The organism is Halarchaeum grantii, assembly GCF_014647455.2.
Lineage (GTDB): Archaea > Halobacteriota > Halobacteria > Halobacteriales > Halobacteriaceae > Halarchaeum > Halarchaeum grantii.
On record NZ_BMPF01000002.1, the window covers coordinates 398,942 to 425,220 of the forward strand.

Below are 26,279 nucleotides of genomic sequence, written 5' to 3' on the forward strand. Positions count from 1 at the left end.
CTCGTTCTACCGACTTCGAGCGCTCAGGCGCGGACGGTACAGCCGCCGGTGTACTCGACGTCCTCGACGGAGTCGATGGCGGGGTCGTCGCCGCAGACCGGGCAGTCGGGGTTCGGCGCGACCGGCACCTCCTCGAAGCCGACGGACGCGGCGTCGTAGTGGAGCATCCGCCCGGTCAGGAGGTCGCCGACGCCGAGGACGGACTTCACGGCCTCGGTCGCCTGCAGACAGCCCACGGTCCCGGGGAGCACGCCCAGAACGCCCGCCGTCGCGCAGTCGGGGACGGTGCCGGGTTCGGGGGCTTCCGGGAAGACGCAGCGGTAGCAGGGGCCGTCGGGCGTGACGGTGATGGCCTGCCCCTCGAACTTGTAGATGGCGCCGTGGCTGAACGGCACGCCGGCGAGCACGCAGGCGTCGTTCACGAGGTAGCGCGTCTCGAAGTTGTCCGTGCAGTCGACGACGAAGTCCCGGCCCTCGATGAGGTCCGTGGCGTTCGCGGTGGAGAGGCGCGCGCGGTGCGTCTCGACGTCGACGTCCGGGTTCAGGGCCTCGACGTAGCGCCGCGCGGAGTCGACTTTCGGCGTGCCGACGTCCGCGTCGCGGTGGATGATCTGGCGCTGGAGGTTCGAGCGCTCGACGGCGTCGTCGTCCACGATGGCGAGGTGGCCGACGCCGGCGGCGGCGAGGTACTCGATGACGGGCGAGCCGAGGCCGCCCGCGCCGACGACGAGGACGTCCGCGTCCAGGAGCGCGGCCTGCCCCTCGGGACCGACATCGTCCATGATGATGTGCCGAGAGTACCGGTCCAACTGGGCGGGGTCGAGGTTGAGGTCGGCCATATCGGGGCGAGGGGCGCGAGCGCCTAACGGGTGTCGGTGGGGGCACTCAGAGGTAGTAGAGCGCGACGACGGCGAGCGGGCCGACGACCGTCAGCAGGAGGACGGCGACGATGATTGCGTTCCCGAGGTGAGTGGCGCGCCAGACGAGGAGGGGGAGCGCGGCGAAGACGGCGGCGAGACCGCCCGCCGCGTACGTGACCGTCCGGTTCGGCTCCGGGCGCGCCGAGGGCGCAACGGGGAGGTCGAGGGCGACGACGGCCGAGGAGAACGCCGAGAAGGGGCCGGCGGTCGCGCGCGTCCGCTCGGGGTCGTACCCGCTGTCGGGCCACGGGGAGTCGGCGGGCGCGCTCCAGTCGAGTTCGACGAGCGCGGTGCCCGCGTAGCGGTCGACGAGGCGGCGCGGAATCGAGCCCTCGCAGGCCTCGAGCGGCGCGCGCCACTGCGGTTCGTCGAGCAGGCGGTCGTAGCCGACGAGCGTGTCGCCGTAGCGGCGAAACGACATCGGCCCGCGGCGGAGGTAGCGCCCCGCAGCGCCGAAGCAGCACCCCACGAGGAGGATCGCGACGGGCGCGAGTCCGAGCAGCGGGTCGACGAAGGCGATGAGGAAGGCGGCGAGGAGCGCGCAGAGGAGGCCGGGGCGGGTGGCGAGCGCGGCGAGTCCGGCGAGCGCGCACTCGACGCGGACGGCGCGCGCGTCGGGCGTGCGGACGGCGTCCGGGTCGCCGTCGGGGACGGGGACCGCCGGCGCGGCGACGGTCGTATCCCGCGTGCCGAGGAGCGCCGCGAGGACGCCGTCGCCGGGGCCGTCGGCGACCCAGTGCGCGTACGTCTCCGTCGCGAGCTTCGCGGCGACGACGCCGACGACGACCGCGAGGCCGCCCGTGCGGACCGTCTCGCTCGCGCCCACGGGGACGGCGAGCAGGAGCACGACCAGCGTCTGCTGGCCGGTGTGCGCGACCGCCATCCGCGCGGAGACGCGCTCGTACTCGCGTTCGCCGACGTAGTCGCGGGCGAACGAGACGCCGTGCGCGACGACCATCCCGAGCGCGCCGACGCCGACGGTGAGCGGGGCCACGCGCGCTCCCCAGAGGCCGAGGACGTAGCCGAAGTAGCCCCCGATGCCGAGCCAGACGAGACCGAGCATCGCGAGCTGGAGGAGCGCGGTCGGAACGTTGTGGACGTAGAGCGTGTGGTCGCCGACGGACCAGCCGCCGCGTTTCTCGCGGAGGCCGCGCATCGGGAGGCGATAGCCGCTCAGCGCCTCGTCGCGCGGCACCGAGAGCAGGGCCTTCGGGACGCCCCACGCGGCGGCGACGCCCATCTCCAGCCAGTAGAGGACGAGGACGGTCGCGAGGTCCCACTCGAAGAAGAGGACGCCGGCGAGCGGGTAGCAGTTCGCGGCGACGACGGCGAGGAACGCGAGGTGTCGTCGCGGTGTCGCGCGCCCGCTCACGGCTGGCGGGCGGTGACGCGACGCGATGCGGTCGAGGTGGACGGAACGAACGGCGCGGAGGGCATCACTGCCGGTGTTTCCGATACGGGACCAAAAGCGGCGGGGTCAGAGGTAGTCGTCCCAGAGCGCGATGTCCGCGTACCGGTCGCCGCGGTCGGGGAAGGGGACGACGGCGACGTCCTCGGACGTGAGGCGGCCGGCGTCCGCGAGGCGTCTGACGGCGGCGAGCGCGCCCCCGGAGGAGGGGCCGACGAGGAACTCGCCGGCGACGCGGAGGTGCTCGCGGACGGTCGCGCGGTCGTACTGGCCGGTCGCGTGAATGTCGGGGTCGCGCTCGGCGTAGCGCTCGCGGAGCCGTCGGGCCTCGTAGTAGGCGTCGGCGGTCGGGAGCGCGAGGACATCGTCGAGTTCGTCGCGCGCGTAGACGTCCGGGTCGTCGAAGCGCGGCCCGCGAACGTACTTCAGCCCGTCGATGCCGTGGCGGGGTTCGGCGGGTTCGTAGCCGACGACGGCGACGTCGCCGCGCTCGCGGAGCGCGCGCCCGACGCCGGTGACGGTGCCGCCTGAGCCGGCGCCCGCGACGAACGCCGTGACCCGGCCGTCGGTCTGCGCGTGGACCTCCGGGCCGGTGGTGCGCTCGTGGACGCCGGGGTTCGCGGGGTTCGCGTACTGGTCGGGCATGTAGGCGTCGCGCTCCGCGACCCGGCGGTCCGCGAGGGCCAGCATCGCCTCGTAATCGGGCGCGTACGTCACGGTACCGCCCGCTGCCCGGATGGCGTCGGCCTTCTGCTCGGGCGCCTCCTCGGGCATCACGATTTCGACGTCGTAGCCCCGGGCGACGCCGAGGCGCGCGAGCGCCGTCCCCGTGTTCCCGGAGGAGGGTTCGACGACGAGCGACCCGGGCGCGAGCGCGCCGTCGGCTTCGGCGGCGTCCAGCATCGAGCGCGCGATGCGGGACTTCACCGACCCGCCGCCGAACGGCTGTGCGTGGAGGTTGTACCACTCCGGCTTCGCGTACACCTCGCAGGAGACGTCGAGGTCGAGGTCGAGGAGCGGCGTCCCCCCGATGCGCGACTCGTCGAGCGGCGGCGCGTCCGTCATCAAGCCAGTCTTCGTGCGTGCGCGCCGTAAGGGATTGGGCCGCCGGCCGGCGCGTCGTCTCGCCGCGCGCCGTTCTCGTCGGTCAGTCGAGGGCGGCGTCCAGCATCTCGACCGGCGTCGGCGGGCGCTCGGCGTCCGCGTCCCGGTCGCCGAGTTGGGTGCGACAGGACGCGCCCGGCGCGACGACGACGTCGCCCGGGCTGTCGTCGATCTGGCCGTAGAGCGTCTCGGCGATGGCCTCGCTCATCGAGTGGTGCTCGGCCTCGTAGCCGAAGCTCCCGGCCATCCCGCAGCAGCCCGAGTCGAGCGGGTCGACCGCGTAGCCGGCGCGCCGGAGGACGCCGACCGCGTGGTGGTCCTTCTTCGTCGCCTTCTGGTGGCAGTGGCCGTGGTAGGTGAGCGACGCCCCGGGGTCGCGGGTGTCGAGGTGCTCGTCGAGGCCGAACGCGTCGAGGTACTCGAGAACGCCGTAGGTGTTGTCGGCGACCGCCTCGACGCGCTCCCCCGAGAGCAAGTCCAGATAGTCGTGCTGGACCATCACGGCGTCGCTTGGCTCGACGAGCACGACGTCCCAGCCCGCCGCGACATCGGGGTGGAGTTCGGCGACGTTCTCGGCGGCGGTGTCCGCCGCCAGGTCGAGGAAGCCCTTCGAGTGCGCGGGCCGTCCGGAGTCGGTGCGCTCGGCGACCCGGACGTGGACGTCGGCGGCCTCGAGGACGCGGACGGCGGCCTTCAGCGGCGCGGGCTCGCTGTAGTTCGAGTAGGTGTCCGGGAAGAGGACGGCCTTCCGGGCGGCGTTTCGCTCGGGCACCTGCGGGCCCCGCTGTGCCCACCAGTCCCGGAAGGTCTCGCGGCGGAACGTCGGGAGCGAGCGCTCGGCGGCGATGCCCACCAGTTTCTCCATCGCCGCGCGGGCGAACGGGAGGCGGGTGGCTGCGTTCGAGAGCGGCGCGAGCGCGGAGCCGACCCGCGAGAGCGTGTCGACGTGCGCGAAGGCCTTCTCGCGGAGGCTCGCGCCGTGCTCGGCGTGGTACTCGTGCTCGACTTCGGCCTTCAGCTTCGCCATGTCGACCTCGCTCGGGCAGTCGCGCGCGCAGCCCTTACAGCCGATGCAGAGGTCCAGCACCTCCTCGACGAACGCCTCGTCCGTGACGTCCGCCGGGAGGTCGCCGCTCATCGCCTGCCGGAGCATGTTCGCCCGCCCGCGCGTGCTCTGTATCTCCTCGCCGCTCGCCCGATATGTCGGGCACATCACGCCACCCGTCGTATCTTGGTCGCCGCGACAGCCGCCGCAGCCGTGGCAGAGCTCGACCATCCCCTCGAAGCCGTTCTCGGTCTCCCACTCGAGGGTCGGCTCGAAGCCCGCCTCGAACTCGTAGTCGGGCCCGTAGCGGTGGTGCTCGGTCATGGCCACGGCCTCGGCGCGCGCGGGCGTCCCCGCCGGCGGCGCCTCCGCGTCGCCGTAGCCACAGACCTGCCCCGGGTTCAGGAGCCAGTCCGGGTCGTACGCGCTCTTGAGGTCGCGGAACGTCTCCCAGAGGTCGTCGCCGTAGAGCTTGCGGTTCCACTGGGTGCGCGCGCGGCCGTCGCCGTGCTCGCCGGAGACCGACCCGCCGTACTCGACGACGAGGTCCGTCACGTCGTCCGCGATGGACTGCATCGCCTCGACGCCCTCGAGGGATTTCGTGTTCACGAGCGGGCGGACGTGCAACACGCCGGGACCGGCGTGCGCGTAGAAGGACGCGAACGTGTCGTGCTCCGCCAGTATCTCCTGAAAGCCCCGGACGTACTCCGCGAGGTGCTCCGGGGGGACCGCGCAGTCCTCGATGAAGGAGACGTGCTTCTCGTCCGTCGTCCGCGAGAGCAGGATGGGGAGGCCGGACTTGCGGAGCTTCCAGAAGTTCGCGCGGCGCTCGGCGTCGTGGGCCTCCAGCGCGTCGTTCGCGCGCACCGGCGCGTCGCCGCCCGGACGGTCGTCCGCGGGTGCGGCCGCCGTCTCGACGCCGGGCCGCCTGTCCGCGAGTAGGTTCGCGACCTTCCGCTCGCCCGCCTCGTCGTCCGCGGCGTAGAACTCCACGAGCAACACCGACCCCGTCCCCTCCGGGAGGAGGCCGACGACGTCGCGGAACTCCTCGGTGTCGCGCGCCAGCTCGAGGAGGACGTCGTCGATGAGCTCGACCGCCGCCGCGTCGTGCTCGAGGACGGCCTCGACGTCGGAGACCGCCGTCACGACGTCGTCGTACGTGAGGAGCGCCACGGACTTCGTCTCCGGGATGGGCTCGAGCGAGACGGTGGCCTCCGTCACGATGGCGAGCGTCCCCTCCGAGCCCGCGAGCAGGCGCGCGAGGTTGACGGTGGCGTCCTCGTCCACGGCGCCCGCCTCGTCCGTCCCCTCCGCGACGAGCACGTCGAAGTTGTAGCCCGAGACGTTCCGCTTCAGGTCCGGATAGCGCTCGCGCACCTCGGCGGCGTCCTCCTCGAGGACGTCCAGGACTGCCGCGTGAACGCGCGCCTCGATGTCGCCGTCGGGGTCAGCGGTCTCCCGTAGCTCCGTGACCGACACCTCGCCGAACGTGGTGACGGTGCCGTCCGCGAGCACCGCCTCCACCTCCTCGACGTACGCGTCCGTCTTCCCGTACTTCAGCGAGTGCGACCCCGTCGAGTTGTTCCCGATGGCACCACCGAGTGCGGACTTATCGCCCCACGCCGGGTCGGGCGCGAACTTCAGGTCGTGGCCTTCGAGTGCGGCGTTCAGGCGGCCGAGTTTCACGCCCGGTTGGGCGCGCGCGAGCGCGTTCGCCGCGTCCACGTCCCGCACCGCGTCCATGTGGCGCGTGAAGTCGAGGACGACCGCCTCGTTCACCGTCTGGCCCGCGAGACTCGTCCCGCCGCCGCGCGGGAGCACCGCGATTCCCTCCTCGGCGCAGTACTCGACGACCGCCGCGACGTCCGCCGTCGACGCCGGGAAGACGACGCCCACGGGTTCGACCTCGTAGAGACTCGCGTCCGTCGCGTACAGTTCGCGCGAGTAGGAGTCGAAGCGCACCTCGCCCTCGACGCGACGGGAGAGCGCCGCCGCGAGGTCGGGGCGCTCCACGTCGTCGCTCGCGTAGTCGTAGTTCGCGGCGGCGTCCGCGGCCGGGTCCGCCGCCTCGCCCGGGTCGATAGCCATACCCGTGGTGGCGTCTCGCGAATCCATAATACCTCGGGGACGGCGGCCGAACCGGAGGGGACAGCCGAGTCGCGCGTCGAGCGCGGAGCCGCCGCCGTTCGGAACGGATGGGCCCTGGCGGATTTGAACGCAAGGTTTCAAACGCCAACGGACTGTCCTCAATCGCCGGACTGCTCCCGTTCAAACGCCACTCATCGAACCAATCGCCCCGATTTCGCGTCTCGGTGCTCTGCGGAGAACAAACAATGGCAGAACTCAAACCCATCGCTCCCGCCGAAGCGAAGGAAATGTATCTCGCACAACGGCGTGGCGAAGTCGCAGAATCGACACTCCAAGCCCACCACTATCGGCTCAAGCCGTTCGTCCAGTGGTGTGAATCGACGAGTCTGACGAACCCCAATGAACTCTCTGCTCGTGACCTCCACAAATACCGGTTCCATCGGAAAGAGGAAGACGACTTGAACAAAGTAACACTCCGAACCCAACTCTCGGCTATCCGAGTATTCGTGAAGTTTCTCGAATCCATCGACGGCGTTGAGCAAGGCCTCCACGACAATTTCGTCCTCACCGGAAACGTGTACGACGAATTCACATCGGTCGAGAGTAGGTCAACAGTCGTCCGAGAGGTGCAGGACAACTACTCCCCAAACGGAAGAAATCCTCTTTCACAGGCCAGCAGAAGCCTGTGAGGTGACAGGGGTTCGACGGAAGGCAGGCAGATGCGACTCCCGAGCAGGTACGTCGGACGATACGCGCCTATGTCAAGACCGACAGTAAGGATGTAGACGGAGAGGTACTCCGCCTGTGGCGAGGCAGTGACGAGGGACGACCGTCTGCATCGGAGGCGGATATGGCCTTCGTGAAACAACTCTACTACTGGTGTAAGGGCGACCAGCAGTTGATGGACGAGCGTTTCCGAGCCTCTGGTCGGATGCGTCCGAAGTGGGACGAAGTACACTCCTCTGACGGAGCCACGTATGGGGAAAGGACCATACGGAACGTCTGTCGAACGAACAGCGAGACGTTCGGATGGAGGTACGTGGAGATGAAGTAGTGTTGAGAGTGCTGCTCTTCCCCACCCCACCTGTGTTATCTCGACGGTTGTCAATCGAGATACACGGGGATTTTCCCATATACACCATCACTCGTTCAAACCCCTTCATATCATACTATGGCAATTGGGTGAACCAGTCGGATAGTGTAGTTACCGCCAGAGGTTAAGTAGTCGGAAAGCAACCATCGCCTAACCGTGGCTGAACTATCTGAGGACGAAATCAAATGCCAACTCCAACAGATGGACCCATACGAGTTTGAGGAGTTGGTAGCAGAGATATGGGAATTACAGGGATACGAAACGACAGTTCGTAAAGGAAGTGGTGATAGAGGAATTGATGTTGAAGCCGAAATCCAAACTCCGGTTCCTCAGAAAGTCCTGATACAGGCTAAGCGGTACTCAGAGGGAAACAAGATCGGGTCGGAGGAAGTGAGGAAATACGCGACACTTTACCAACAAGTTTCGGATACTGATACTGTGGTCATAGTCACGACGGGTGATTTTACTGCAGAAGCACGGAGGTTGGCTGATGACTTAAGAGTTAAAATTGTCGACAGGTATTCGTTTGCAAAGGAGGTCGCGAACAATCAACGGAGTTTGTCCAAAGACTATTTCGACAAACAAACAGTTCAAAGGGTCGACAAAGCCAGTAGTGAACGAAAGAAAAAGACAACGTCAAAAACAGCCACACACAGAAATAAATCGGTATCTAAATCAAAAGAATCACACGGTAAAGAATTGGGAAAATGGAATATCTTTGCAGCCAGTGCCATACTCGCGATACCTGCGAGTATCTTGGTTGCGTTTGTAGTGTATATACCTAAACAAATCACTTTTCCAAATATTGGGCTTTTAGATTATTTTATATTTTGTTATTTTATATCATTGTGGTTTTGCATATTGAGCTTGGGCCCGAAGATTGCCCGAACTAAAGCTAAACTCGCAATACCCACGACAGGCTTGGTTTTCTTATTTATTGGTATCCCATTGTTACTTATTGGTACATATTTATCCCCGTATATTAAATTAGAAGATTTAGGCGCATATCCAGTATCCCTGGTAGCCATAATGTCATATTGTTTATCGTATCTCTATTGGGAATGGGAGTGGTATAAGCACGATTCTCAATCAGAATACCAAAATGACCGTTTTTTACCAGACAAGTAGGGTTTATCAGCCGACCCTCAATCAACCAGAGATCGAATGGGCCCTGGCGGATTTGAACCACCGATCACCCGGTGTCTCATTCCAACAGAGAGAGTTTATTCCATCTCCGTCTAGTTGGAAATATGAGCCGGGCGCTGTAAGCCAGACTGAGCTAAGGGCCCACGTACACTCTGAGATACTGGGCCCGCTGCCTTTAGCGTGTCGGGATCAAGTGACCACGACATCACGCTCACGCAACGCGGCTTCAAGGTCTGCGATACAGCGCACGACCGCGACGTCTTGTTCGGCGTCGCGTAGATGCGCGATTTTCTTCGCGAATCCATGGGCATTAGGGCGCGTTCCCTCGGCATAGCCGTCAACCTCGACCCAGAGATCGACATCGGAGAGGTAGAAGTCACCACGCCACCGAGTACCCTCAACCTCTGGGTGAACGTCGTACGCGAGTCCGGCGTCGTGGAGGTATGTCGCGACGGCGAGTTCGTACTGGCTGTCAAGTCGCACACCAGATGGGCCACGGCACGGCGTTCCGTGTCTCTCACCGGCAAGGATATCTGCGGCGTCACAGGCCGCACGCCATGACCCGAAATGCTCCTTGACCACGCTGGTCGGGAACTCGCCGTGCTCGTCATACTGGCGGTGCGTGAGAGCATCTGACTCAACTACACTGATGACACGTCGAAGATCGTGGCGCATGTCTCGTTCGTCGCTGGCGTCGTAGCTCCCGACCGCCGTCCGACTGAGGCCGGCATCGGCGAGGAGGTCATTCCAGCCGCCGTTGAGGTGCTTGTAGATAGTCGAGAGACAGGGCAAGCGGTCATCGCTACTGGCCTCGGCAGTGGTCGGCGACCGACCGAGGTCCGCAGCGAGTGCGCGCACGCCTCGCACGAGGTCGTCATAGGTGTACATCGGCTTCTCGGTGTGTTGGTTTCCGTAGAACGGCATGGGTGTTTCACGCGCCTCCAGCCCTGCTGGGCGCGAAAAAGACAGCGTATGGTGCGCGGAGCTTCATAATCGCCCGTAGTCCCCGCAAGTGGACGTATGGAACGAACGAACGACCCAACTATGCAGGATACAGCAGATTCGGAGACGGGCAGAGACAGCGTTCTGAGCCGGAAACGCGTAGAATGGCGTTATTGACGATCATACTGGAGTCTCGAGACCGTCTGCGTACTCGACGCCGAGAGACAAAACCGACAGACTGCGGCCGATTATGAGTCGTCTAGGACCCATGAATAGCTGGTTCGCGACGTCGAGAGATTCGGGGAAACACCAGGAGACGCTCGCTTCAAAGGCGGGGAGCACGGTATCCGTGTGACTTTCGGACAGTCATAATCACCAACGGTCACAAGAACAGGGAAGTCTTGCGGGACGCAGAGACGATTATGAGTGAATTGACGGCGTATTTCTGATCGCGTAGAATCTCATAATCGGTCGCAGTCGAGCGGTTTCGGTTCGAGGCTGCCGTCGCCATGTAGACGGATGTCTGACGAGGAGTAGTTTGTAGGAGAAGCCACGCCGCCACCAGGGCTCGAACCTGGGACAACCTGGGTAACAACCAGGTGCTCTACCAACTGAGCTATGGCGGCACGTACGCATCTCCACGTAGTCGACTGGTTTTGATAGGGCTTTCGTTTTCGGGCGGCACGGACTCCGACCGTTTTTCCGGTGGGCGGGCGTAGCGCGGCCCATGACCGAGACGACGGACGTGCTAGCGGCGGTCCGCGAGCGCGTCGACCCGACGCCGGCGGAGCGCGAGCGGCTCGCGGAGACCGCCGCGCGCCTCGTCGAACGCGCCGAGGACGCCATCGCGGAGCTGTCCGTCGAGGCGGACGTGGTGCGCGTCGGGAGCACGGCGCGCGGGACGTGGGTGCGGGGCGACCGCGACATCGACGTCTTCGTGCGCTTCCAGCCGACGCTCGAGCGCGCGGAGCTGGAGCGCTACGGGCTCCACGTCGGGAACGACGTCCTCCCCGAAGGCCACGAGGAGTACGCCGAGCACCCCTACGTGAAGGGCGAGTTCGAGGGCTACGACGTCGACTTGGTGCCGTGCTACGACGTCGATTCCGCGCGCGACATCCGGTCGGCGGTCGACCGCACGCCGTTCCACACGGAGTACCTCGACGCCCGACTGACGGACGAACTCGCCGCCGACGTCCGCGTCTTCAAGCAGTTCCTCAAGGGGATCGGCGCGTACGGTTCCGACCTGAAGACCCGGGGGTTCTCCGGCTACCTCTCCGAACTGCTCGTCGTCGAGTACGGCGGCTTCGAGGCCGTCATGGAGGCGGCGGCCGACGCGTGGCAGCCGCCCGTCCACCTCGACCCCGAGGACCACGCGGACGCGAGCTTCGACGACCCGCTCGTCGTCATCGACCCGACCGATCCCGAGCGGAACGTCGCGGCCGTCGTCTCCGCCGCGAACGTCGCGCGCCTCCAGCATTACGCACGGCGCTTCCGCGAGGACCCGCGCGAGGCGTACTTCTTCCCGGAGCCGCGCGACCCGCTCGACGCGGCGGCGGTTCGCGAGCGACTCGCCGAGCGCGGGACGCACGCGCTCGCCGTGCGCTTCGACGACGACGCGCTGCTGGGGCTCGTCGAGGACGAGCGCTACCCACAGTTGCGCCGCTCGCTCGACGGCCTCGTGCGCGGCCTCGAGAACCACGGCTTCGAGGTGCTCCGCGGGGACACGTGGAGCGCGGAGACAGCCGTGCTCGTCTGCGAGCTCTCGGTCGCCGAACTCCCGGACGTGGAGCGCCACCGTGGCCCGCCCGTGTCCGTCGGCGAGCACGCCGCGGGGTTCTACGGGAAGTACGCCGACGACCCGGAGGTCACCGGCCCGTACATCGACGGCGGCCGCTACGTCGTCGAGCGCGAGCGCGACGTGACGACCGCGCGCGAGTTCGCCGAGCGGAAGCTCGCCTCGGTCGCGCTCGGGAAGCGACTCGCGAGCCTCGTCGAGAACGGCGACTACGAGGTCTACGCGGGCGCTGAGGTCGGCGCGCTCGCAGCGGAGTTCGGCGTCGAGTTCGCGGACTACTTCGACCCGAGGCCGTGAAGGCCGCGTAGCTCCGCGACGACCCCCCGAACGTCCTCGCTCGGCTCCGCGTCGTCGGCCGGGCCCTCCGGTTCGAAGCCGTCGAACACCTCGTGGACCATCCCGACGCCCTCCGAGAGCGTGTCGAGGCTGTACCCGCCTTCGAGGACGAACCCGAGGCCGGCGTCGCACGCCGCCGCGAGGTCGCGCATGCGCGTCGTGAGCGTGCCGTAGCCGTCCGTAGAGACGTGCATCCGCGATATCGGGTCGTGTCGGTGCGCGTCGAAACCCGCGCTCACGAGGAGGAGGTCGGGGTCGAACGCCTCGATGGCGGGCGAGAGCACGTCGTCGAGGACGTGACAGTAGTCGACGTCGCCCGCGCCGGCGGGGAGCGGCGCGTTCAGCGTCGATCCCTCACCGTCGCCCTCGCCGACCTCCTCGATGTCGCCCGTCCCCGGGTAAAGGCCGGCCTCGTGGATGGAGGCGTAGAAGACGTCGCCGCGCTCGTAGAAGATGTCCTGCGTCCCGTTCCCGTGATGGACGTCCCAGTCGAAGATCGCGACGCGCTCGACGTCGTCGTGCGAATCGAGGGCGTGCTGGCTCGCGACGGCGGCGTTGTTCACGAAGCAAAAGCCCATCGCGTCGTCCGCGACGGCGTGATGGCCGGGCGGCCGGCCGAGCGCGAACGGCGTCGAGCGGCCGTCCGCGCCGTCGAGCGCGGCGTCAGCCGCCCACATCGAGAGGCCGGCGGACGCGAGCGCGGCGCGCCACGTCGCCTCGACGGCGACCGTGTCCGGGTCCCAGCTCCCGCCGCCGTCGGCGCAGAAGTCGCGGATCTCCGCGACGTACTCGTCGTCGTGGACGGCGCGCGCGTCGTCCTCCGAGGCGGGGTCGCCGGTGACGTACTCGACGCCGTGACGCTTCTGGAGGCCGCGCTTGATCGCGCGGATGCGGTCCGGGTTCTCCGGGTGGCGCTCACCGGGGTCGTGCTCCAGACAGACGTCGTTGACGCCGAACTTCATTCGACGAGCCTGAAGTACGTCTCGACGTCTTCGGCTTGCACGGTGCGTCGTCCCGCGTGCTCGGCGAGGAGCGCGGCGCCCTCGGCGGCGTCCGCCGCGAACGCCTCCAGATGGGCGGCGAGCGCGACGCGCGCGTCCATCGACACCCGATACTCGTCCGGGATGTCGAGGCGGGCGATTCGGTCAACGGGTGCGACCGGGAGCGTGAGGGCGTCCGCATCCGCGTTCGGATCGGCGAACGAGAAGTCCTCGATCATCAGGGTCTTGCGACCCGACGCGGTCGCGTGCTCGGCGGCCTCCCGTGCGAGAGCCGCACCGTGGCGTTGGATGCGGCGCGCGAGTTCCTCCGCGGCGTCCGCGCTCACCCGGAGGTCGCCGGCCTCGCGACGGATTACCGCGTCCACCGGCGCGAACGGGAGCTCGACACTCATACGGTGAAAGGTGTGTGTTCTACCCTTAACGTTTTCCGTCCCTGTCTCAGATCGCGGCAAGCGAAGACGGGGAACGCGAGGACGTCACGCGACGGGGGCGTGACGGAGAACGGACCCGAGCCACCGCCGAAACGAGGGGCACGGGACCAGCTCAGCGCACCTCGTCGGCGTCGAGGCGGCCGTCGCTCATCGTGCCGCGAATCGTCACCGTCTGCCCGAGCGTGACGTCCGCGTCCGTCTCGACGCTCAGCGTCTCCGTACCGTCATCAAGGATGAGCGGGTCGCGCGCCTGTACGACCGTGCCCGTAAACTCGACGGGCTCACCATCGTCGTCGCTCGATTCGCCCGTCGACGATGAGGCGTCCCCGGCGTCGGCGCTCGCCGACGACTCGGGCGCGGTGCCGTCAGCGTACGCGCCGAGGCCCGCCGGCTGGTCGTCCTGGCTCGCGCCCTCGTCGGCCGTCATCGCGCCGTCCGCGAGTTCGACGATGCTCGTCCGCCAGCCCGCTGACGCCTCGAGGTCATCCTGCCAGCCGTCCTGTATCTCGACGTCCGTGAACAGCACCTCGTCGCCCGGCCCGAGGTCGCGGTCGGCCTTCTCGCCCCAGAGCGCGACCCGGATGTCCCCCGAGTCGTCCTGCAGGCGGACGTTCCTGACCTGCCCCTCCGAGCCGTCGTCACGGTCGAAGGTGCGTTTCGGGTCCGCCGAGCGGATGACGCCCGCGATGTCCGCGACGTCGTCCAACTCCACGTCCGCGATGGGCGTCGATTCGGGGACGTACTCGACGTCCTCGTCGACCGCCTCGACGGCGCCACGGTTTCCGACGTGGAGCTCGATGCTGCCGTCGCGCTCGCGGACGTAGCCGTCCACGACCTCCACGACATCGCCCGCCGCGAACTCGTCGACGGCCTCCGTACGCTCGTCCCAGAGCGTAACGGTGACGCGTCCCGTCTCGTCGCCCAGCGAGAGGTTCGCGACGCGGCCCTGACTGCCGTCGTCCCGGTCGAACGTCCGCACCGCGTCGGTGTCGAGCACCTCGCCGACGAGCGTCACGTCCGAGAGACCGACCGAGAGGTCCTCGACGCGGTAGGCGTCCTGAATCTGGACGTCAATCTCCGTGTCCGGGTCGGGTTCGACGCGGTCCGCGCTCAACTCGACGCCGTTGAACCCGTCCTTCGGGCGGCCCGCGACGCGCAGGACGTCGCCGACCTGAAGCTCCTCCGACGCGTTCGCCGCCTGCTCGTCCCAGAGCGAGACGCGGATCGACCCCGTCTCGTCCGCGACTTCGACGTTGAGGACGCGGCCGTCCTCGTCCTCCTCGTCGTCGCGCTCGAACGTCCGCAGGTCGCCGACGGAGACGGCCTTCGCGACGAACTTCGCCTCGTCCATCTCCGGGGTGACGTCCGCGACGCCGCTCACCTCCCCGTCCTCGAGTTCGTGCGCGAGGAGCATGGCGGCCGTCTCCTCGTCCGCCAGCCCACCCATCTGCTCGACCTTCTCCGCGACGGCCTCGCGGAACTCGTCGAGCGAGACCTCGTCGGTCTCGAGGTCGGCGTATGTATCCTCTATCGCACCCATGATAATCGTAGTTCAGCCCACGGTAGGCCCGCGCATAAGGGTTCTGCTTGCCCGTATTCGGGCCGCGGTCGGTCGCTCATCGGGCGACACTCGTCCCCCCATCGCGCTTGAACGCTCGGACGCGACGACGCGCTCCGCGACGACGCGCTCCGCGACGAGCACGAAGACCCATACGGGCGAAGCACGTACGTCGGGTCGATGGAGACGAAACGCGTCGCCACCGTGGCCGTCGTCGTCCTGCTCGCGGGCGCCGTCGTCGCAGGCGCCGCCCTCGCGGGCGTCGGCCCGTTCGGTGCGACCACCACGCCCGTGCAGACGAGCGACGACACCGGGGACTCGTCGCCCGCGGCAGGGGCCAGCGAGACCGATACCGGCACCGACACCACGGGGACGACGAGCGTGCCCTCCGGCGCCGGGCCGTTCGACTTCGCGGTCACGAACGTCACCTCCTGCGGGACGACCTGTCGCGACGTCGACGTCGCGCTCACGAACACCGCCGAGGAGCGCGCGACGAACGTCAGCGTCACCGTCGTCATCACCACCGACGGCGACGAAATCTGGCGCGACACCCAGCGGATCGGTACGCTCGCCGCCGGCGAACGGACCCAGCGCACCGCCCACGTCGAACTCAGCTACTTCGACGCCGCGAAAGTGAAGGGGAACGACGGGAAGATCACCATCCACACCACCGTCGACTCCAGTCTCGGCCAGCACTCCTTCACCCAACACCGCGACGTCGCCTGACCCCGCAGAGTCGCGGGTCCCACTCTCACGGTGGGGGTCGAATCGTAACCGCTTTACGTACCCTGGGGCTACAGATGAGTGAGTCCGGGTAGGGTAGTGGACTATCCTCTTGGCTTGCGGAGCCAGGGACCGGAGTTCAAATCTCCGTCCGGACGTTCCTTCACTTCACTACGCGACGAGCCGAAGGCTCATCGCTTCGTTTCGTTCAGTCACGTCCGGACTCGCGAGACGCGTTGCGTCTCGCTGGCCCGCGAGAACGACGCGTCGTTCTCGCGGACTCCGTCCGGACTTCGGTTCGTGTTCTGTTCGGACGGCTTCGGTTCGCGGTTCGGTCGGTCGGCGTCGGTCGGAGGCTGATCAGCGTCAGTCTCGGGTTCGGGGGACGCCACGCATTTCTCCGTTCGACGCGAAGCGCGGGTATGGAGGCAGCGCTTCGCGCGGGCATCGCGCTCTACGACGCGGGCTACTACCACGGTGCGCACGACGCGTGGGAGGACGAATGGCTCGAGCAGTCCGAGGGCGACGACGAGCGACTGCTGCACGGCCTCATCCATTGCGGCGCGGCGGTCCACCACGCCCGAAACCGGAACTGGGAGGGCGCGACGGGGGTGGCGGCGAGCGCGCGCGACTACCTCGACGCGGTCCCACCGACCCACCGCGGAGTGAACGTCGAGGCGGCCGCGGCGTACCTCGACGTGCTGGCGCGCGACCCGGAGGTGATCGAGCGCCGACGGCCGGTCCGGCTCACGCATCGGGGCTCGACGGTCTCGTTGGCGGCCCTCGACGCGCCGGCGGCGGTCACGGCGGCGGTCGTCGTCGCGGACGCCGAGGGGTACGAGAGCGAGACGTTCGAGCGCGCCGCGACGTACGCGCGCGAGGGACTGGCCGACGGCGAACTGAACGAGTACGGCGTCTTCCTCTGTGACTTCGCGGTCGAGCGCGAGAAGCGGGGGTTGATCGCGACGCGACTCGCCGAGCACGTCGAGCGGCGGCGAGCGCGCGAGAAAGACGTCGAGGGACTGTTCGGGTAGGTCGAGCGCTCAGACGAGCGCGAGGAAGGCGGCGACGGCGAGGCAGGCGGCGCCGAGCGCGCGCACGATCCAGAGCCGCGTCGAGCCCGCCTCGGCGTCACCGTACGGCCCGGTGCGGCCGGGCGAACTGGTGCCGAGGACGCTCAACCGGAGGACGACGTCCGGCCGGGCGAGACAGAGCAGGCCGAGCGCGGCGCCGAGGCCGACGGCGAGCGTCGTGCGTGCGTCCATCTACTCGCGGAGGCGCTGGATGCGCTTCTCGACCGGCGGGTGGGTGGCGACGAGTTTCGTGACGAGCGAGCGCTCGTCGTCGTCGAAGATGCAGAGCGCGCCGACCTGATCGTTCACGCCGCCCTGGTTCTGCGAGCGCCCGCTGCCGCGGCCGCGACCACGGGACGGGCCCCGGGAGCGCGACCCGCTCGCGCTCGGCTGCTGGTTGCCGCGCTGGATCTTCTCGAGGGCGCGCGCGAGCGGTTCGCCGCTCCCGATGTACTCCTTCGCGTCGGCGTCGGCGACGTACTCCCGATAGCGGCTGATGGCGAGCACGAAGATCATCACGAAGAACTGGACGACGTTCCCGACGACGATGGCGAGGAAGAAGTCCGCGAGGTCGTTGTCGCCCGTGAAGAGGACGACGTACTGGGCGACGATGCCGACGATGGAGGCGATGCCCTGCCCGACGACCATCGTGACGACGTCGCGGTTCTTGATGTGCGCGAGTTCGTGCGCGAGCACGCCCTCGAGTTCGTCGTCCTCGAGGATGTCGGCGAGCTCCTGCGAGACGACGACGATGCCGGCGCCCTTGCGGCCGACGGCGAAGGCGTTCGGGACGCCCATCTGCGCGACCTTCAGCGTGGGCTTCTCGATGCCCATGTCGTCGCTGAGGCGCTCGACGCGGCGGTGGACGTCGCCCCACCGACCCGTCTCCGGCATGTCCTCGGCGCCGACGGAGCGCAACGCCATCCACTTGCCGACCTTGTACTGGATGCCGACGAGGGCGACGCTCCCGACGAGGACGATTGGGAGGACGCCGGTGCCGAACATCGCCATCGCGACGACGGCGACGACGGCGTAGAACGCGAAGAGAATCGCGCCCACGACCGCCATCCGGGCTTTGAGTCCGGGGTGTCTCATGGGCGACTCTACGGGAGTATCCCGGATAAGTTGGGTGGTGACGGGTCAGGTCCGAAAACGGTACACGTGGCCGTCTCCCGTCGCGACGACCGCGGCGTCCCCGTCGAGGACCGGCGTCGTGAGGGTGACGCCGGCGTCGACGGTGACGGAGCGAACGGGGTCGCCGGTTGCGGCGTCGCGGACGACGAGCGTCGAGGGAACGGCGCCATCGGCCGTGGACGAGACGTAGGCGACGCGCGAGCGGCCGGCGACGAGGGCACTATCGACGGCGACTTCGGTCCCCCAGCGCCGCTCCCCGGTCGCGGCGTCGAAGACGTGGAGGAACCCCCGGCTCAGGACGGGGAGGCGACCGCCGACGGGCGGGCCGGTGACGAGGCCGCCCCATCGGGACTCGGCCGACCAGCGCCGCTCGCCGGTGGCGGCGTCGTAGGCCTCGGCGGTCTCGCCGCCGGCGTAGACGACGCCGTCCGCGACGGCGTACGAGGGGACGCGTCGCTCGGGGCCGCGCCAGCGCACGTCGCCCGTCGCCGGGTCGAGGCCGGCGAGCGACGGTCGATCCTCGGGTTCGAAGCCCGCGACGAGCGTGTCGCCGGCGACGCCGACGCCGTCCGTGAGTCCGCCGGACGCCGACCAGCGCGGGCTCCCGTCGTCGGTCGAGACGGCGCGCACACCGGAGAAGGACTCGACGTAGACGCCGCCCGCGCCGAACGCCCACCCGGACGGGTCGCCGACCGCCGCGGTCCACGAGACGTCGCCGCTCGCGGCGTCGAGCGCGTAGAGCGTCTCGCCCTCGTTCTGGAGGTAGTCGTCGCTCGTCGCCGCGTAGACGAGCCCCTCGTGGACGCCGAGGAGCGTGAGGAAGCCGTGTTCGTCCGGCGTGAACGACCACGTCTCGCTCCCATTGGTGGCGTCGAACGCGGCGGCGCGAAAGTCGCCGCCCGAGACGCCCGTTCGAGCGCCCGCGACGACGTAGACGGTGTCGCCGACGACGGTCGGCGTGGCGCCCCCGCCGCCGGTGCCGCCGAAGAAGCCCGCGCCGGCGTCCGCCGTCCAGCGCGTCGCGCCCGTCCCCGGGTCGAGGGCGTGGAGCGTGCCGTCGGCCGTCCCGGCGTAGAGGGTACCGTCGGCGAGCGCCGGGCCGAGCGCCGTCTCGCCGCCGAGGGCGCGTTCCCACGCGGCGTCGATACCGGCCGTCCCGTCAGCGGACGACGACGTGGCCGTCGGCGACTCCTCGTTCGTCGTCGTGCTCGACGGGGCTGAGCAGCCCGCGAGGCCGGCGAGGACGGACGCGCCGCCCGCACGGAGGGCGTCGCGGCGTGTGAGGGGGGGCATACGCCGGGCTACTCGCGGTCGGGGTAAGTGTCTCGTGGTGGGTGAAACCGCGACTGCGGGCTACGCGTCGTCCTTCGGTTCGCCCTGGTTCGTGAAGTCGGCGGAGTTGTCGCTCGGACTGTAGCCGAGGACGTCCTTCGCGCGCTCTAAGGAGTAGTACTTGCGGTCGTTGTCGCTGATGCCGTAGACGATCTCGTAGCCGTAGTCGGCCTCGATGCAGCGCTCGAAGAGGTGCGCGCAGTCCCGGTAGGAGAGCCACATCGCCTGCCCGCGCTCGTAGTCGATGGGCGGGTGCCCCTTCGTGAGGTTGCCGATGCGGACGCAGACGACGGAGAGGTCGTGCTCGTCGTGGTAATACCGTCCGAGGGTCTCGCCGGCGGCCTTCGAGACGCCGTAGAGGTTCGAGGGGCGGGGGAGTTCGCTCCCGTCGAGGAGGTAGTCGTCCTGCGTCCGGTAGATGTCGGGTTTGCGCTCGGTCTCGTAGTGGCCGACCGCGTGGTTCGAGGAGGCGAACGCGACTTTCTCGACGCCGGCGTCGACGGCGGCTTCGTAGACCGTCTGAGCGCCGTCGATGTTGTTCTGGAGGACGGAGTTCCACGGCGCTTCCGGGCGCGGGTCGCCGGCGAGGTGGATGACCGCGCCGACGCCCTCGACCGCGTCGCGGACCGCCTCGTCGTCGGTGACGTCGGCGACGACGAACTCGTGGTCGGTCTCCTCGGCGGGCGGTTCGCGGTCGAGGAACCGCCAGTCGTAGTCCTCGGCGATGCCGCCACGGATGGCTCGCCCGACACGCCCCTCCGCGCCCGTGAGGAGAACCGGTTCGTCCATTCGACTACGAATGTGGCGGCGACGGTAAAGTAAGACGCGGTTCTTAGCTGTCGACGGCGGTCGGCTGCGGGGTCACGCCGCCCGCGTCGTCGTCGGTCCCGTCGGTCACGGGGGCGTCGTCGCCGGTGAGCTGCTCGTAGGCGGCGACGGTGGTGGCGACGTTCAGCACGGTGAAGTAGCCGGAGACGAGGGCGGTACCGAGGAAGCCGACGTACGGGACGAGGCCGAAGATGCCGCCGGCGACGGCGTTGGCGATGCCGGCGACGAGGACGTAGACGAAGCCGAGGCCGAAGAGCCGGAGGCGGTTTCCGCTCGTGAGCGACCACGACTGCTTGAGCGCGGTGACGGCGCCGTCGTCCTCGGCGGCGATTCGCAGGGGCGCGAACCAGAGCGCCGTGACGAGGAAGATGAAGACGATCTGTCCGAGGACGGGGACGACGTTTACGAGCGCGATGAAGAAGAATATCACGCCGAAGAGGACGTAGTGGACGAACGCGCCGAGCGCGCGTCGCGTGAAGAGGTCCGCGGTGAGCGCGTCGACGTCGTCGACGAACGCCCGGAAGAGGGCGATGTAGACGAAGAAGAACCCGACGGCGAGCAGGACGTAGAGGAGGGCGACGCCGCCCAGACCGATCGGGAGGACCGGGCCGCTGGTGAGGTCCGCGACCGACATCCCCTGCGGGAGGTCGCGGCCCTGGAGGAGGCGGGCGACGTAGGTCGACGCGGAGACGCTTGCGAGGGCTTGGAAGACGAACGCGAGGACGACGAACGGGAGCGCGACGCGCGTCGTGCTCCGCTGAATGCCGTCTTCGAGGGCTTGGCCGATTTTCAGGGACATCGTCGTGGGATTCACCGGCCCAGTCCTTGGGCTTTACCCCGGTTTCGGGTGGTACCGGCGGCTGACCGGCGCGCGTCGCGGAATTGGCGGCGCACGCGGACGGCAATCGCTTTCAGGGCGACACCCACAGTCCGGGTATGGTCACGAGTGCCGAGGAGGCGTGTTTCGAGGTCGGCATCAAGTTCGGAACGCTCTATCACCAGTTCGCGGGCACGCCGGTCAGCCCCCGAAGCGCGGGGAGTCTCGAACGCGCCATCGAGGAGGCCATCGAGAACCAACCCCACTGCGTCGACGTCACCGTGGACGTGCTCGAGGACGCGCTGCGGGCCGAACTCGACGGCTCGTCGGCGGAGTACACGGAGCTCACGGGGCGCTTCATGGAGGTCGAGGTGGTCGTCGAGTACGAGGGGACGCGCGCCGTCGCGCGCATGGAGATGGAGGGCGACTACCCCCTGATGCGCCTCGTCGACGTCGAGTAGCCCGCCGACACCGGCGCGATAGGCGAGCGCATGCGGGGCCGACGGAACGGCTCGCGGGGCGCGGTTTTAAACGGATGGGCGTCCGTACCACGCGTATGAGCCAATCGGACCTGAGCGACGACGAGCTGTTCGGTGAGGCGGCGAGCGAGATCCGGGCGGACGTCGAGGAGCACCTCGCGGCGGCGCGCGACGCGCTCCCGACGGCGGCGGCCGTGTGGGACGTCGAAGCGGACAACACGCTCGGCGTGCTGAACGGCCTCAGAACCGCGCTCGCCGTCGACGAGGTCCGAGAGCACCTCCGTGACGCGAAGAAGTGGTTCACGATCGGCGAGCGCGCGGACGCCTTCGAGGACGCCGACGACCTCGAGGAGGAGATCGAGCGCATCGAGGACGTCCTCGACGACCTCGAGGAGGTGAGCGACGCGGTCGGCGAACTCGCCTCGACGGTGCCCGAGCTCCGCGGCGAGCTCGAGGAGCTGCACGCGGAGTCGGGCGCCGACACCGACGACGAGAGCAAGTAGGGACTACTTGTGGGGCGGGCGGTCGTTCTCGCGGGCGACGACGGCGGCGACGAGGTCGCACAGCGACTCGGCGGCGAGCGAGAGGAGTTCGGCGCCGCGTTCCGCGCTCCCGTCGCCGGGGTCGCCGACGACGCCGTTCTCCGAGAACTCGGCGGCGTCGTGCGCGAGGTTCGCGTGCGAGACCCACTCCCCCCAGCGCTCGCTCGCGCCGTCGCGCGCGTCGTCGATGCGGTCCTCGCGGACGAGGTCGGGGTCTGTGTGCCGGAGGAACGCGGTCTCGAGCGGGCCGGCGTGCCCCATCTCCGAGGAGTGTTCGCCGACGGCGTCGAACCACGTGAAGGGGACGGCGTAGGCGTCGTCGTGGCGCGTGATGGTCGCGGCGACTTCGCCGAGCGCGGGGACGTTCCCGCCGTGGCCGTTGACGAGGACGACGTCCGTCCAGCCGTGGTGGGCGAGCGACGCGACGGTGTCGCGGACGTACGCGCGGAATGTGTCGGGGGCGACCCAGAGCGTGCCGGTGAACTGGCGGTGCTCCTCGGAGACGCCGACGGCGACAGTGGGGGCGACGAGGAGCGACCCCGCGTTCGCGTCGCCGTAGGCGTCGGCGGCGCGCTCGGCGACGGTTTCGGCGGCGATGGCGTCCGTTCCGAGCGGGGCGTGCGGGCCGTGCTGCTCGGTGCTCCCGACCGGGAGGAGGACGGCGTCGACGTCTGCGGCGTCGGCGTCGGTCCACGTGGCGTCGGTGAGGCGCATACGCGACTCGGAGGGACGGACGGACCTTGTAGGCACGGGAGTGGGGGCGTGGAGGCGGACGCGTGTCGTGTCGAGTGGCGGCTGACGGGTTCCCGGACGTATTTTCCGGTTTCTTCGGGGAGCTATCCGGGGACAAATAGGTTAGGTGGCCAGAGAAACTAAGTCGGACTATTCCCTACCGACGAGTGAGCCATGCCGGAGTGTCAGAACTGTGGGTCGTTTGTGACCGACGCGTACTCGCGAGTGTTCACCCCGGACGGACTCAGCGCGCCGCGCGTCTGTCCGAACTGTGAGGACAAGATCCGCGACGGAGCCGAGGTCCGTGAGGCCCGCTCGACCCGGCGCACGTAACGGTCGCACCGAACCAGCCGCCCCTTCTCCGCCCGGCGGGAAGTCACGTCGCTTATAGGCGAGTAGGCCCTGTCGTTGTGTAATGAGTGAGTCGGAGCCACAGGTCACTCGCCTGTTCGGCGGTCCCGGGAGCGGGAAGACGACGGCGCTCCTCGACCGCGTCGAGGAGATTCTCGAAGACGACGACGTCGAGATCAACGACGTGCTCGTCGTCTCCTACACCCGAGCGGCGGCGGCGGAGGTGCGCGAGCGCCTCGCCGAGCGCCTCGACGTGAGCCCGCGTTCGCTGCGCGGGAACGTCAGCACGATGCACGCGAAAGCGTACGAACTCCTGAACCTCTCGCGCGGCGACGTCGTCGGCGAGGACGACAAGGAGGCGTTCTGCGAGGACTACGGCCTCCCCTACGAGGACGAGTACGCGTCGGGGTCGCGGCGCACCGCGCGCTCGACGACGCTCGGCAACAAGGTCATCGCGACCAGCCAGTGGCTCCAGCGAACCGGACGCGACGTCTCCGAGTGGTACGACGTGCCCTTCCGCTGGGACGAGGAGGAAGTGCGTCTCCCGCCCGAGATCGACGACAACGCGCAGGTCGGGAACAAGTACACGCCGACGTGGCCGTCGAGCGACGACCGCTACGACATCCCCGAGTCCATTCGCGCGTGGCGCACCTACAAGGGCGAGAACGACCTCGTCGGCTTCGCGGACATGCTCGAGCGCGTCCAGCAGCGCTCGCTCGTCCCGAACGTCGATTACCTCGTCATCGACGAGTTCCAGGACATCACGAGCCTCCAGTATCAGGTCTATCAGGAGTGGCGTCCCCACATGGAGGCCGTCCTCATCGCCGGTGACGACGACCAGGTCGTCTACGCGTGGCAGGGCGCCGACCCCGACCTCCTCCTCGACACGGAGGTGACGGAGAACGTCGTCCTTCCGAACTCCTATCGCCTCCCTTCGGAGGTCCTGAAGGTCGTCCAGCAGGAGGTCAGCCACATCACCCACCGGCAGGAGAAGGACCTGAACCCGCGCAAGGAAGGCGGGACGGTCGAAGCCGTCGACTCGCCGTCGATGCTCGACCTCGTGCGGAACGTCCGCCGGACCATCCAGACCACCGACGAGACGGTGATGATCCTCTTCCGCGCGCGCTACCAGCTCTTCGACTTCGTCGACGAGTTCATCACCGAGGGCATCCCGTTCAAGGCGCTCACCGACCAGCGCCTCTGGACGGACCGCCTCCAGCAGTACGTCAACGCCGTCGAGGCCATCGACGCCGGCGAACCCGTCACCGGTGTGCAGGCCCGCCGCCTGATGGACATGCTGCAGGACTCCGCGTTCGGCACGAGCGAGCGGAGCGACTTCCGCGACGAGATCGACGCCCGGCGTGCCGCAGAGGGCGAGGGTGACGAGGACGCCGACCTGGACACGATGGAGTTCAGCGCGGAGTTCATCCGCAACTGGGTACCCTTCGTCCCCGCACCCGCCGCCGCCGCCGACATGCTCCGGAAGGTCACGCGCTACCAGCGCCGCTCCATCGACGCCTACTTCCGCGGCGACTACCAGGGCATGGACTCGGACCGCGTCCGCGTGGGCACCATCCACTCCGCGAAGGGTCGCGAGGCCGACCACGTCTTCCTCGGCACCGACCTCACGGAGAAGGTCGTCGAGCAGATGGCGGCCACCGTCGACCCCGACGACCTCCCCGAGGGCGTCGAGGAGTTCACGCGACAGACCGACCCCGTCCCCATCCTCACGGACAACGAGCGCCGCGTCTTCTACGTCGGAATGTCCCGCGCGCGAGAGCGCCTCGTCCTCATGCAGAACCTCGTGACGGGCGCGCCGACGCTCCCGCTCGACGTCCTGCTCTACGGCAAGCCGACCGGCGAGACGCTGGAGGAGGCGCTGGCGAACGCCGCCGCGCCCATCTCGATCAACTAGATGTCGAGTCGGGGCGCAGCGGCCGTCGAGCGAGCGCTCGCCGACCGCGACGCGGCGGCGTTCGTCCACGTCGGCCCGCCGTGCGACCCGGACCTCCGATATCTCGTCGACGTCCCGCGCCTCGAGGCGCCCTGCGCGTACGTCCAGACCGCGACCGGCGAGCGCCTGCTCTGTCCCGGCCCCGGCGACGCCGCCGTCGCACGCGAGCGCTTCGACGGGACGGTTCGGGACGCGGTGTCGTTCGACGCGGACGCACCGGGCGCGCGCGCCGCCGCGCTCGTCGCCGCGACGTGCGGCGAGGGCGCGACCGTGCTCGTGGCGCCGGACGTCCCGCACGCGAGCGCCGTCTACCTCGAACGCGACGGCCACGCCGTGACGTCGACGGACGCGCTGGAGCGCGGGCGCGCCTTGAAGGGCGATTCGGAGGTCGAGCGGCTACGGCGCGTGCAGCGGGCCGCGACGGCGGGCGTCGCGCGCGCCGAGACGCTCCTCGCGGAGAGCACCGTCGGCGCGGACGGACTCGTCCACGAAGGCGGGACCGTGACGACGACGCGGCTCGCCCGCGAGGTGGACGCGGCGCTCGCGGAGGCGGGCGTCGCGAGCGCGGGGAACACGCTCGTCGCCGCCGGCGCGGACGCCGCCGCCCCGCGCCTCGCGGACGAGCGAGCGGTGGACGCGGGTGAGACGATGCTCGTCGACGTCGCGCCATGCGGTCCCGGTGGGTACTACGGCCGACTCGCGCGGACGTTCGTCGTCGACACGGCGGGCGGGTGGGACCGGCGCGCACACCTCGCGGTGACGCGCGCCCGCGAAGCCGGCCTCGACGAGGTCGGCGCGGGCGTCGAGACGACGGTCGTCCACACGGAGACCGCGGCCGAAGTGATGGCCTACGGCTTCGACGTCGGCCCCGACTCCCCTGCGGGGTTCTCGGGACCCGCGGGCCACGGCGTCGGCCTCTCGGCGCGCGAAGCGCCGTCGTTCGAGCGCGCGGAGACACTCACCGCCGGCCACGTCGTCGCGCTCGCCCCCGAGGTCAGCGACCCGGAGCGCGGCGGCGTCCGCGTCGCCGACCTGCTCGTCGTCACCGAGGACGGCTACGAGCCCCTCGCGGACTACCCGACCGGCATCACGCCGGCGCGGCGCTAGCTCTCGCGCTCCCGTCCCGATTCGGCGTCGGGGTCCTTCGCGACGACGCCGACGACGCGCTCGACGGCGCCGACCGCGACGTCGTCCGGCGTCAGTAGGTAGCGCTCGACGCCGAGGACGAGCGCGGCGAGCCCGAGGAAGAGGAGCGCGAGCGCGTCGCCCGCGAGCGCGAACTGCGTACCGAGGACGATGAGCGGCGCGCAGAACGCGAGCGTGACGACGAACGAGAGCTGTGAGAGGACGCCCATCGAAACGCGCCTAGTGCCCCGAACGGGGTAGGCGTTGTGTCGCACGGCGGGAACCGAGAGCGACAACACTTTCGTTACGCGTCCCGGATTCG

At 68.7% G+C, this 26,279-nt stretch carries 26 protein-coding genes and 3 tRNA genes; 12 read left to right on the plus strand and 17 right to left on the minus strand.

The window, feature by feature from the left end; genetic code table 11:
* Positions 1-23 precede the first annotated feature (23 nt).
* The 4 genes from ubaA to IEY12_RS08275 form a co-directional block, all read right to left on the minus strand.
* Complete coding sequence (gene ubaA, locus IEY12_RS08260) at positions 24-839, minus strand: SAMP-activating enzyme E1 (protein WP_188882416.1); 816 nt, start codon at positions 837-839, stop codon at positions 24-26.
* A 46-nt stretch (positions 840-885) separates the two neighbouring features.
* The gene (locus IEY12_RS08265) at positions 886-2,292 is read right to left on the minus strand and encodes a DUF6498-containing protein (protein ID WP_188882418.1); all 1,407 of its coding nucleotides are present in this window, start codon (positions 2,290-2,292) and stop codon (positions 886-888) included.
* Between the two features lie 105 nt (positions 2,293-2,397).
* A complete protein-coding gene (locus tag IEY12_RS08270; protein ID WP_188882423.1) occupies positions 2,398-3,393 on the minus strand; it encodes a PLP-dependent cysteine synthase family protein in 996 nt (331 codons plus the stop codon).
* 82 nt (positions 3,394-3,475) lie between these two features.
* On the minus strand, positions 3,476-6,565 hold the full coding sequence (locus IEY12_RS08275; protein ID WP_188882425.1) for an FAD-binding and (Fe-S)-binding domain-containing protein: 3,090 nt from the start codon (positions 6,563-6,565) through the stop codon (positions 3,476-3,478).
* 245 nt (positions 6,566-6,810) lie between these two features.
* Here IEY12_RS08275 and IEY12_RS08280 point away from each other — a divergent pair, with 245 nt between their 5' ends.
* From IEY12_RS08280 to IEY12_RS08285, 3 genes are all read left to right on the plus strand, one after another.
* A complete protein-coding gene (locus tag IEY12_RS08280) occupies positions 6,811-7,254 on the plus strand; it encodes a site-specific integrase (RefSeq protein ID WP_188882428.1) in 444 nt (147 codons plus the stop codon).
* A 161-nt stretch (positions 7,255-7,415) separates the two neighbouring features.
* Entirely contained in the window at positions 7,416-7,619 is a 204-nt protein-coding gene (locus IEY12_RS15980; RefSeq protein WP_425433165.1) for a phage NrS-1 polymerase family protein, read from the plus strand.
* 195 nt (positions 7,620-7,814) lie between these two features.
* Entirely contained in the window at positions 7,815-8,786 is a 972-nt protein-coding gene (locus IEY12_RS08285) for a restriction endonuclease (protein ID WP_229871062.1), read from the plus strand.
* Between the two features lie 37 nt (positions 8,787-8,823).
* Here the strand turns inward: IEY12_RS08285 and IEY12_RS08290 are convergent.
* From IEY12_RS08290 to IEY12_RS08300, 3 genes are all read right to left on the minus strand, one after another.
* Positions 8,824-8,947: transfer RNA gene (locus IEY12_RS08290), tRNA-Ile, on the minus strand.
* 46 nt (positions 8,948-8,993) lie between these two features.
* Positions 8,994-9,728, minus strand: coding sequence for a homing endonuclease associated repeat-containing protein (locus tag IEY12_RS08295; protein WP_188882435.1), 735 nt, complete (start codon positions 9,726-9,728; stop codon positions 8,994-8,996).
* A gap of 571 nt (positions 9,729-10,299) precedes the next feature.
* A tRNA-Asn gene (locus IEY12_RS08300) sits at positions 10,300-10,372 on the minus strand.
* Positions 10,373-10,473: 101 nt separating this feature from the next.
* On the opposite strand from IEY12_RS08300, the gene cca reads away from it, so the two are divergent.
* Complete coding sequence (gene cca / locus IEY12_RS08305) at positions 10,474-11,838, plus strand: CCA tRNA nucleotidyltransferase (RefSeq protein WP_188882437.1); 1,365 nt, start codon at positions 10,474-10,476, stop codon at positions 11,836-11,838.
* Here the strand turns inward: cca and IEY12_RS08310 are convergent.
* The 3 genes from IEY12_RS08310 to IEY12_RS08320 form a co-directional block, all read right to left on the minus strand.
* A complete protein-coding gene (locus tag IEY12_RS08310) occupies positions 11,817-12,839 on the minus strand; it encodes a histone deacetylase family protein (RefSeq protein WP_188882439.1) in 1,023 nt (340 codons plus the stop codon). The two genes, cca and IEY12_RS08310, sit on opposite strands and share 22 nt — an antisense overlap.
* Positions 12,836-13,270: a histone gene (locus IEY12_RS15920; protein ID WP_188882441.1), complete on the minus strand. Its 435-nt coding sequence runs from the start codon at positions 13,268-13,270 to the stop codon at positions 12,836-12,838. The genes IEY12_RS08310 and IEY12_RS15920 overlap by 4 nt, the downstream gene beginning before the upstream one ends.
* Before the next feature lie 151 nt (positions 13,271-13,421).
* Positions 13,422-14,849 (minus strand): single-stranded DNA binding protein, encoded by a 1,428-nt coding sequence (locus IEY12_RS08320; RefSeq protein WP_188882443.1) that lies wholly within the window; start codon positions 14,847-14,849, stop codon positions 13,422-13,424.
* A 198-nt stretch (positions 14,850-15,047) separates the two neighbouring features.
* Here IEY12_RS08320 and IEY12_RS08325 point away from each other — a divergent pair, with 198 nt between their 5' ends.
* From IEY12_RS08325 to IEY12_RS08335, 3 genes are all read left to right on the plus strand, one after another.
* Positions 15,048-15,593: a hypothetical protein gene (locus IEY12_RS08325; protein ID WP_188882445.1), complete on the plus strand. Its 546-nt coding sequence runs from the start codon at positions 15,048-15,050 to the stop codon at positions 15,591-15,593.
* An 82-nt stretch (positions 15,594-15,675) separates the two neighbouring features.
* Positions 15,676-15,748 (plus strand) — tRNA-Arg (locus IEY12_RS08330).
* 264 nt (positions 15,749-16,012) lie between these two features.
* Positions 16,013-16,624, plus strand: coding sequence for a DUF309 domain-containing protein (locus IEY12_RS08335; RefSeq protein ID WP_188882447.1), 612 nt, complete (start codon positions 16,013-16,015; stop codon positions 16,622-16,624).
* Positions 16,625-16,633: 9 nt separating this feature from the next.
* Here IEY12_RS08335 and IEY12_RS08340 read toward each other — a convergent pair whose 3' ends face one another.
* The 5 genes from IEY12_RS08340 to IEY12_RS08360 form a co-directional block, all read right to left on the minus strand.
* Positions 16,634-16,855, minus strand: coding sequence for a DUF6199 family natural product biosynthesis protein (locus tag IEY12_RS08340; RefSeq protein WP_188882449.1), 222 nt, complete (start codon positions 16,853-16,855; stop codon positions 16,634-16,636).
* On the minus strand, positions 16,856-17,731 hold the full coding sequence (locus IEY12_RS08345) for a M48 family metallopeptidase (protein ID WP_188883389.1): 876 nt from the start codon (positions 17,729-17,731) through the stop codon (positions 16,856-16,858).
* A 72-nt stretch (positions 17,732-17,803) separates the two neighbouring features.
* Positions 17,804-19,090 (minus strand): outer membrane protein assembly factor BamB family protein, encoded by a 1,287-nt coding sequence (locus IEY12_RS08350; RefSeq protein ID WP_188882451.1) that lies wholly within the window; start codon positions 19,088-19,090, stop codon positions 17,804-17,806.
* Between the two features lie 60 nt (positions 19,091-19,150).
* The gene (azf, locus tag IEY12_RS08355) at positions 19,151-19,918 is read right to left on the minus strand and encodes an NAD-dependent glucose-6-phosphate dehydrogenase Azf (RefSeq protein WP_188882454.1); all 768 of its coding nucleotides are present in this window, start codon (positions 19,916-19,918) and stop codon (positions 19,151-19,153) included.
* A gap of 43 nt (positions 19,919-19,961) precedes the next feature.
* Positions 19,962-20,756 carry a DUF7847 domain-containing protein gene (locus IEY12_RS08360; protein ID WP_188882457.1) on the minus strand — a complete coding sequence of 265 codons (795 nt, stop codon included), beginning with the start codon at positions 20,754-20,756 and terminating at the stop codon, positions 19,962-19,964.
* Positions 20,757-20,893: 137 nt separating this feature from the next.
* Here IEY12_RS08360 and IEY12_RS08365 point away from each other — a divergent pair, with 137 nt between their 5' ends.
* Positions 20,894-21,235 (plus strand): dihydroneopterin aldolase family protein, encoded by a 342-nt coding sequence (locus tag IEY12_RS08365; RefSeq protein ID WP_188882468.1) that lies wholly within the window; start codon positions 20,894-20,896, stop codon positions 21,233-21,235.
* A 95-nt stretch (positions 21,236-21,330) separates the two neighbouring features.
* On the plus strand, positions 21,331-21,756 hold the full coding sequence (locus tag IEY12_RS08370) for a DUF5790 family protein (protein WP_188882474.1): 426 nt from the start codon (positions 21,331-21,333) through the stop codon (positions 21,754-21,756).
* Between the two features lie 3 nt (positions 21,757-21,759).
* Here the strand turns inward: IEY12_RS08370 and IEY12_RS08375 are convergent, their stop codons facing one another.
* Positions 21,760-22,509: a creatininase family protein gene (locus IEY12_RS08375; protein ID WP_188882476.1), complete on the minus strand. Its 750-nt coding sequence runs from the start codon at positions 22,507-22,509 to the stop codon at positions 21,760-21,762.
* 192 nt (positions 22,510-22,701) lie between these two features.
* On the opposite strand from IEY12_RS08375, the gene IEY12_RS15985 reads away from it, so the two are divergent.
* From IEY12_RS15985 to IEY12_RS08385, 3 genes are all read left to right on the plus strand, one after another.
* Positions 22,702-22,860: a DUF7563 family protein gene (locus IEY12_RS15985; protein WP_425433166.1), complete on the plus strand. Its 159-nt coding sequence runs from the start codon at positions 22,702-22,704 to the stop codon at positions 22,858-22,860.
* 82 nt (positions 22,861-22,942) lie between these two features.
* Entirely contained in the window at positions 22,943-24,793 is a 1,851-nt protein-coding gene (locus IEY12_RS08380) for a UvrD-helicase domain-containing protein (RefSeq protein WP_188882490.1), read from the plus strand.
* A complete protein-coding gene (locus IEY12_RS08385) occupies positions 24,794-25,939 on the plus strand; it encodes a M24 family metallopeptidase (RefSeq protein ID WP_188882503.1) in 1,146 nt (381 codons plus the stop codon).
* On the opposite strand, the gene IEY12_RS08390 is transcribed toward IEY12_RS08385, so the two are convergent.
* Positions 25,936-26,187, minus strand: coding sequence for a DUF7533 family protein (locus tag IEY12_RS08390; protein WP_188882505.1), 252 nt, complete (start codon positions 26,185-26,187; stop codon positions 25,936-25,938). The two genes, IEY12_RS08385 and IEY12_RS08390, sit on opposite strands and share 4 nt — an antisense overlap.
* Positions 26,188-26,279: the final 92 nt, after the last annotated feature.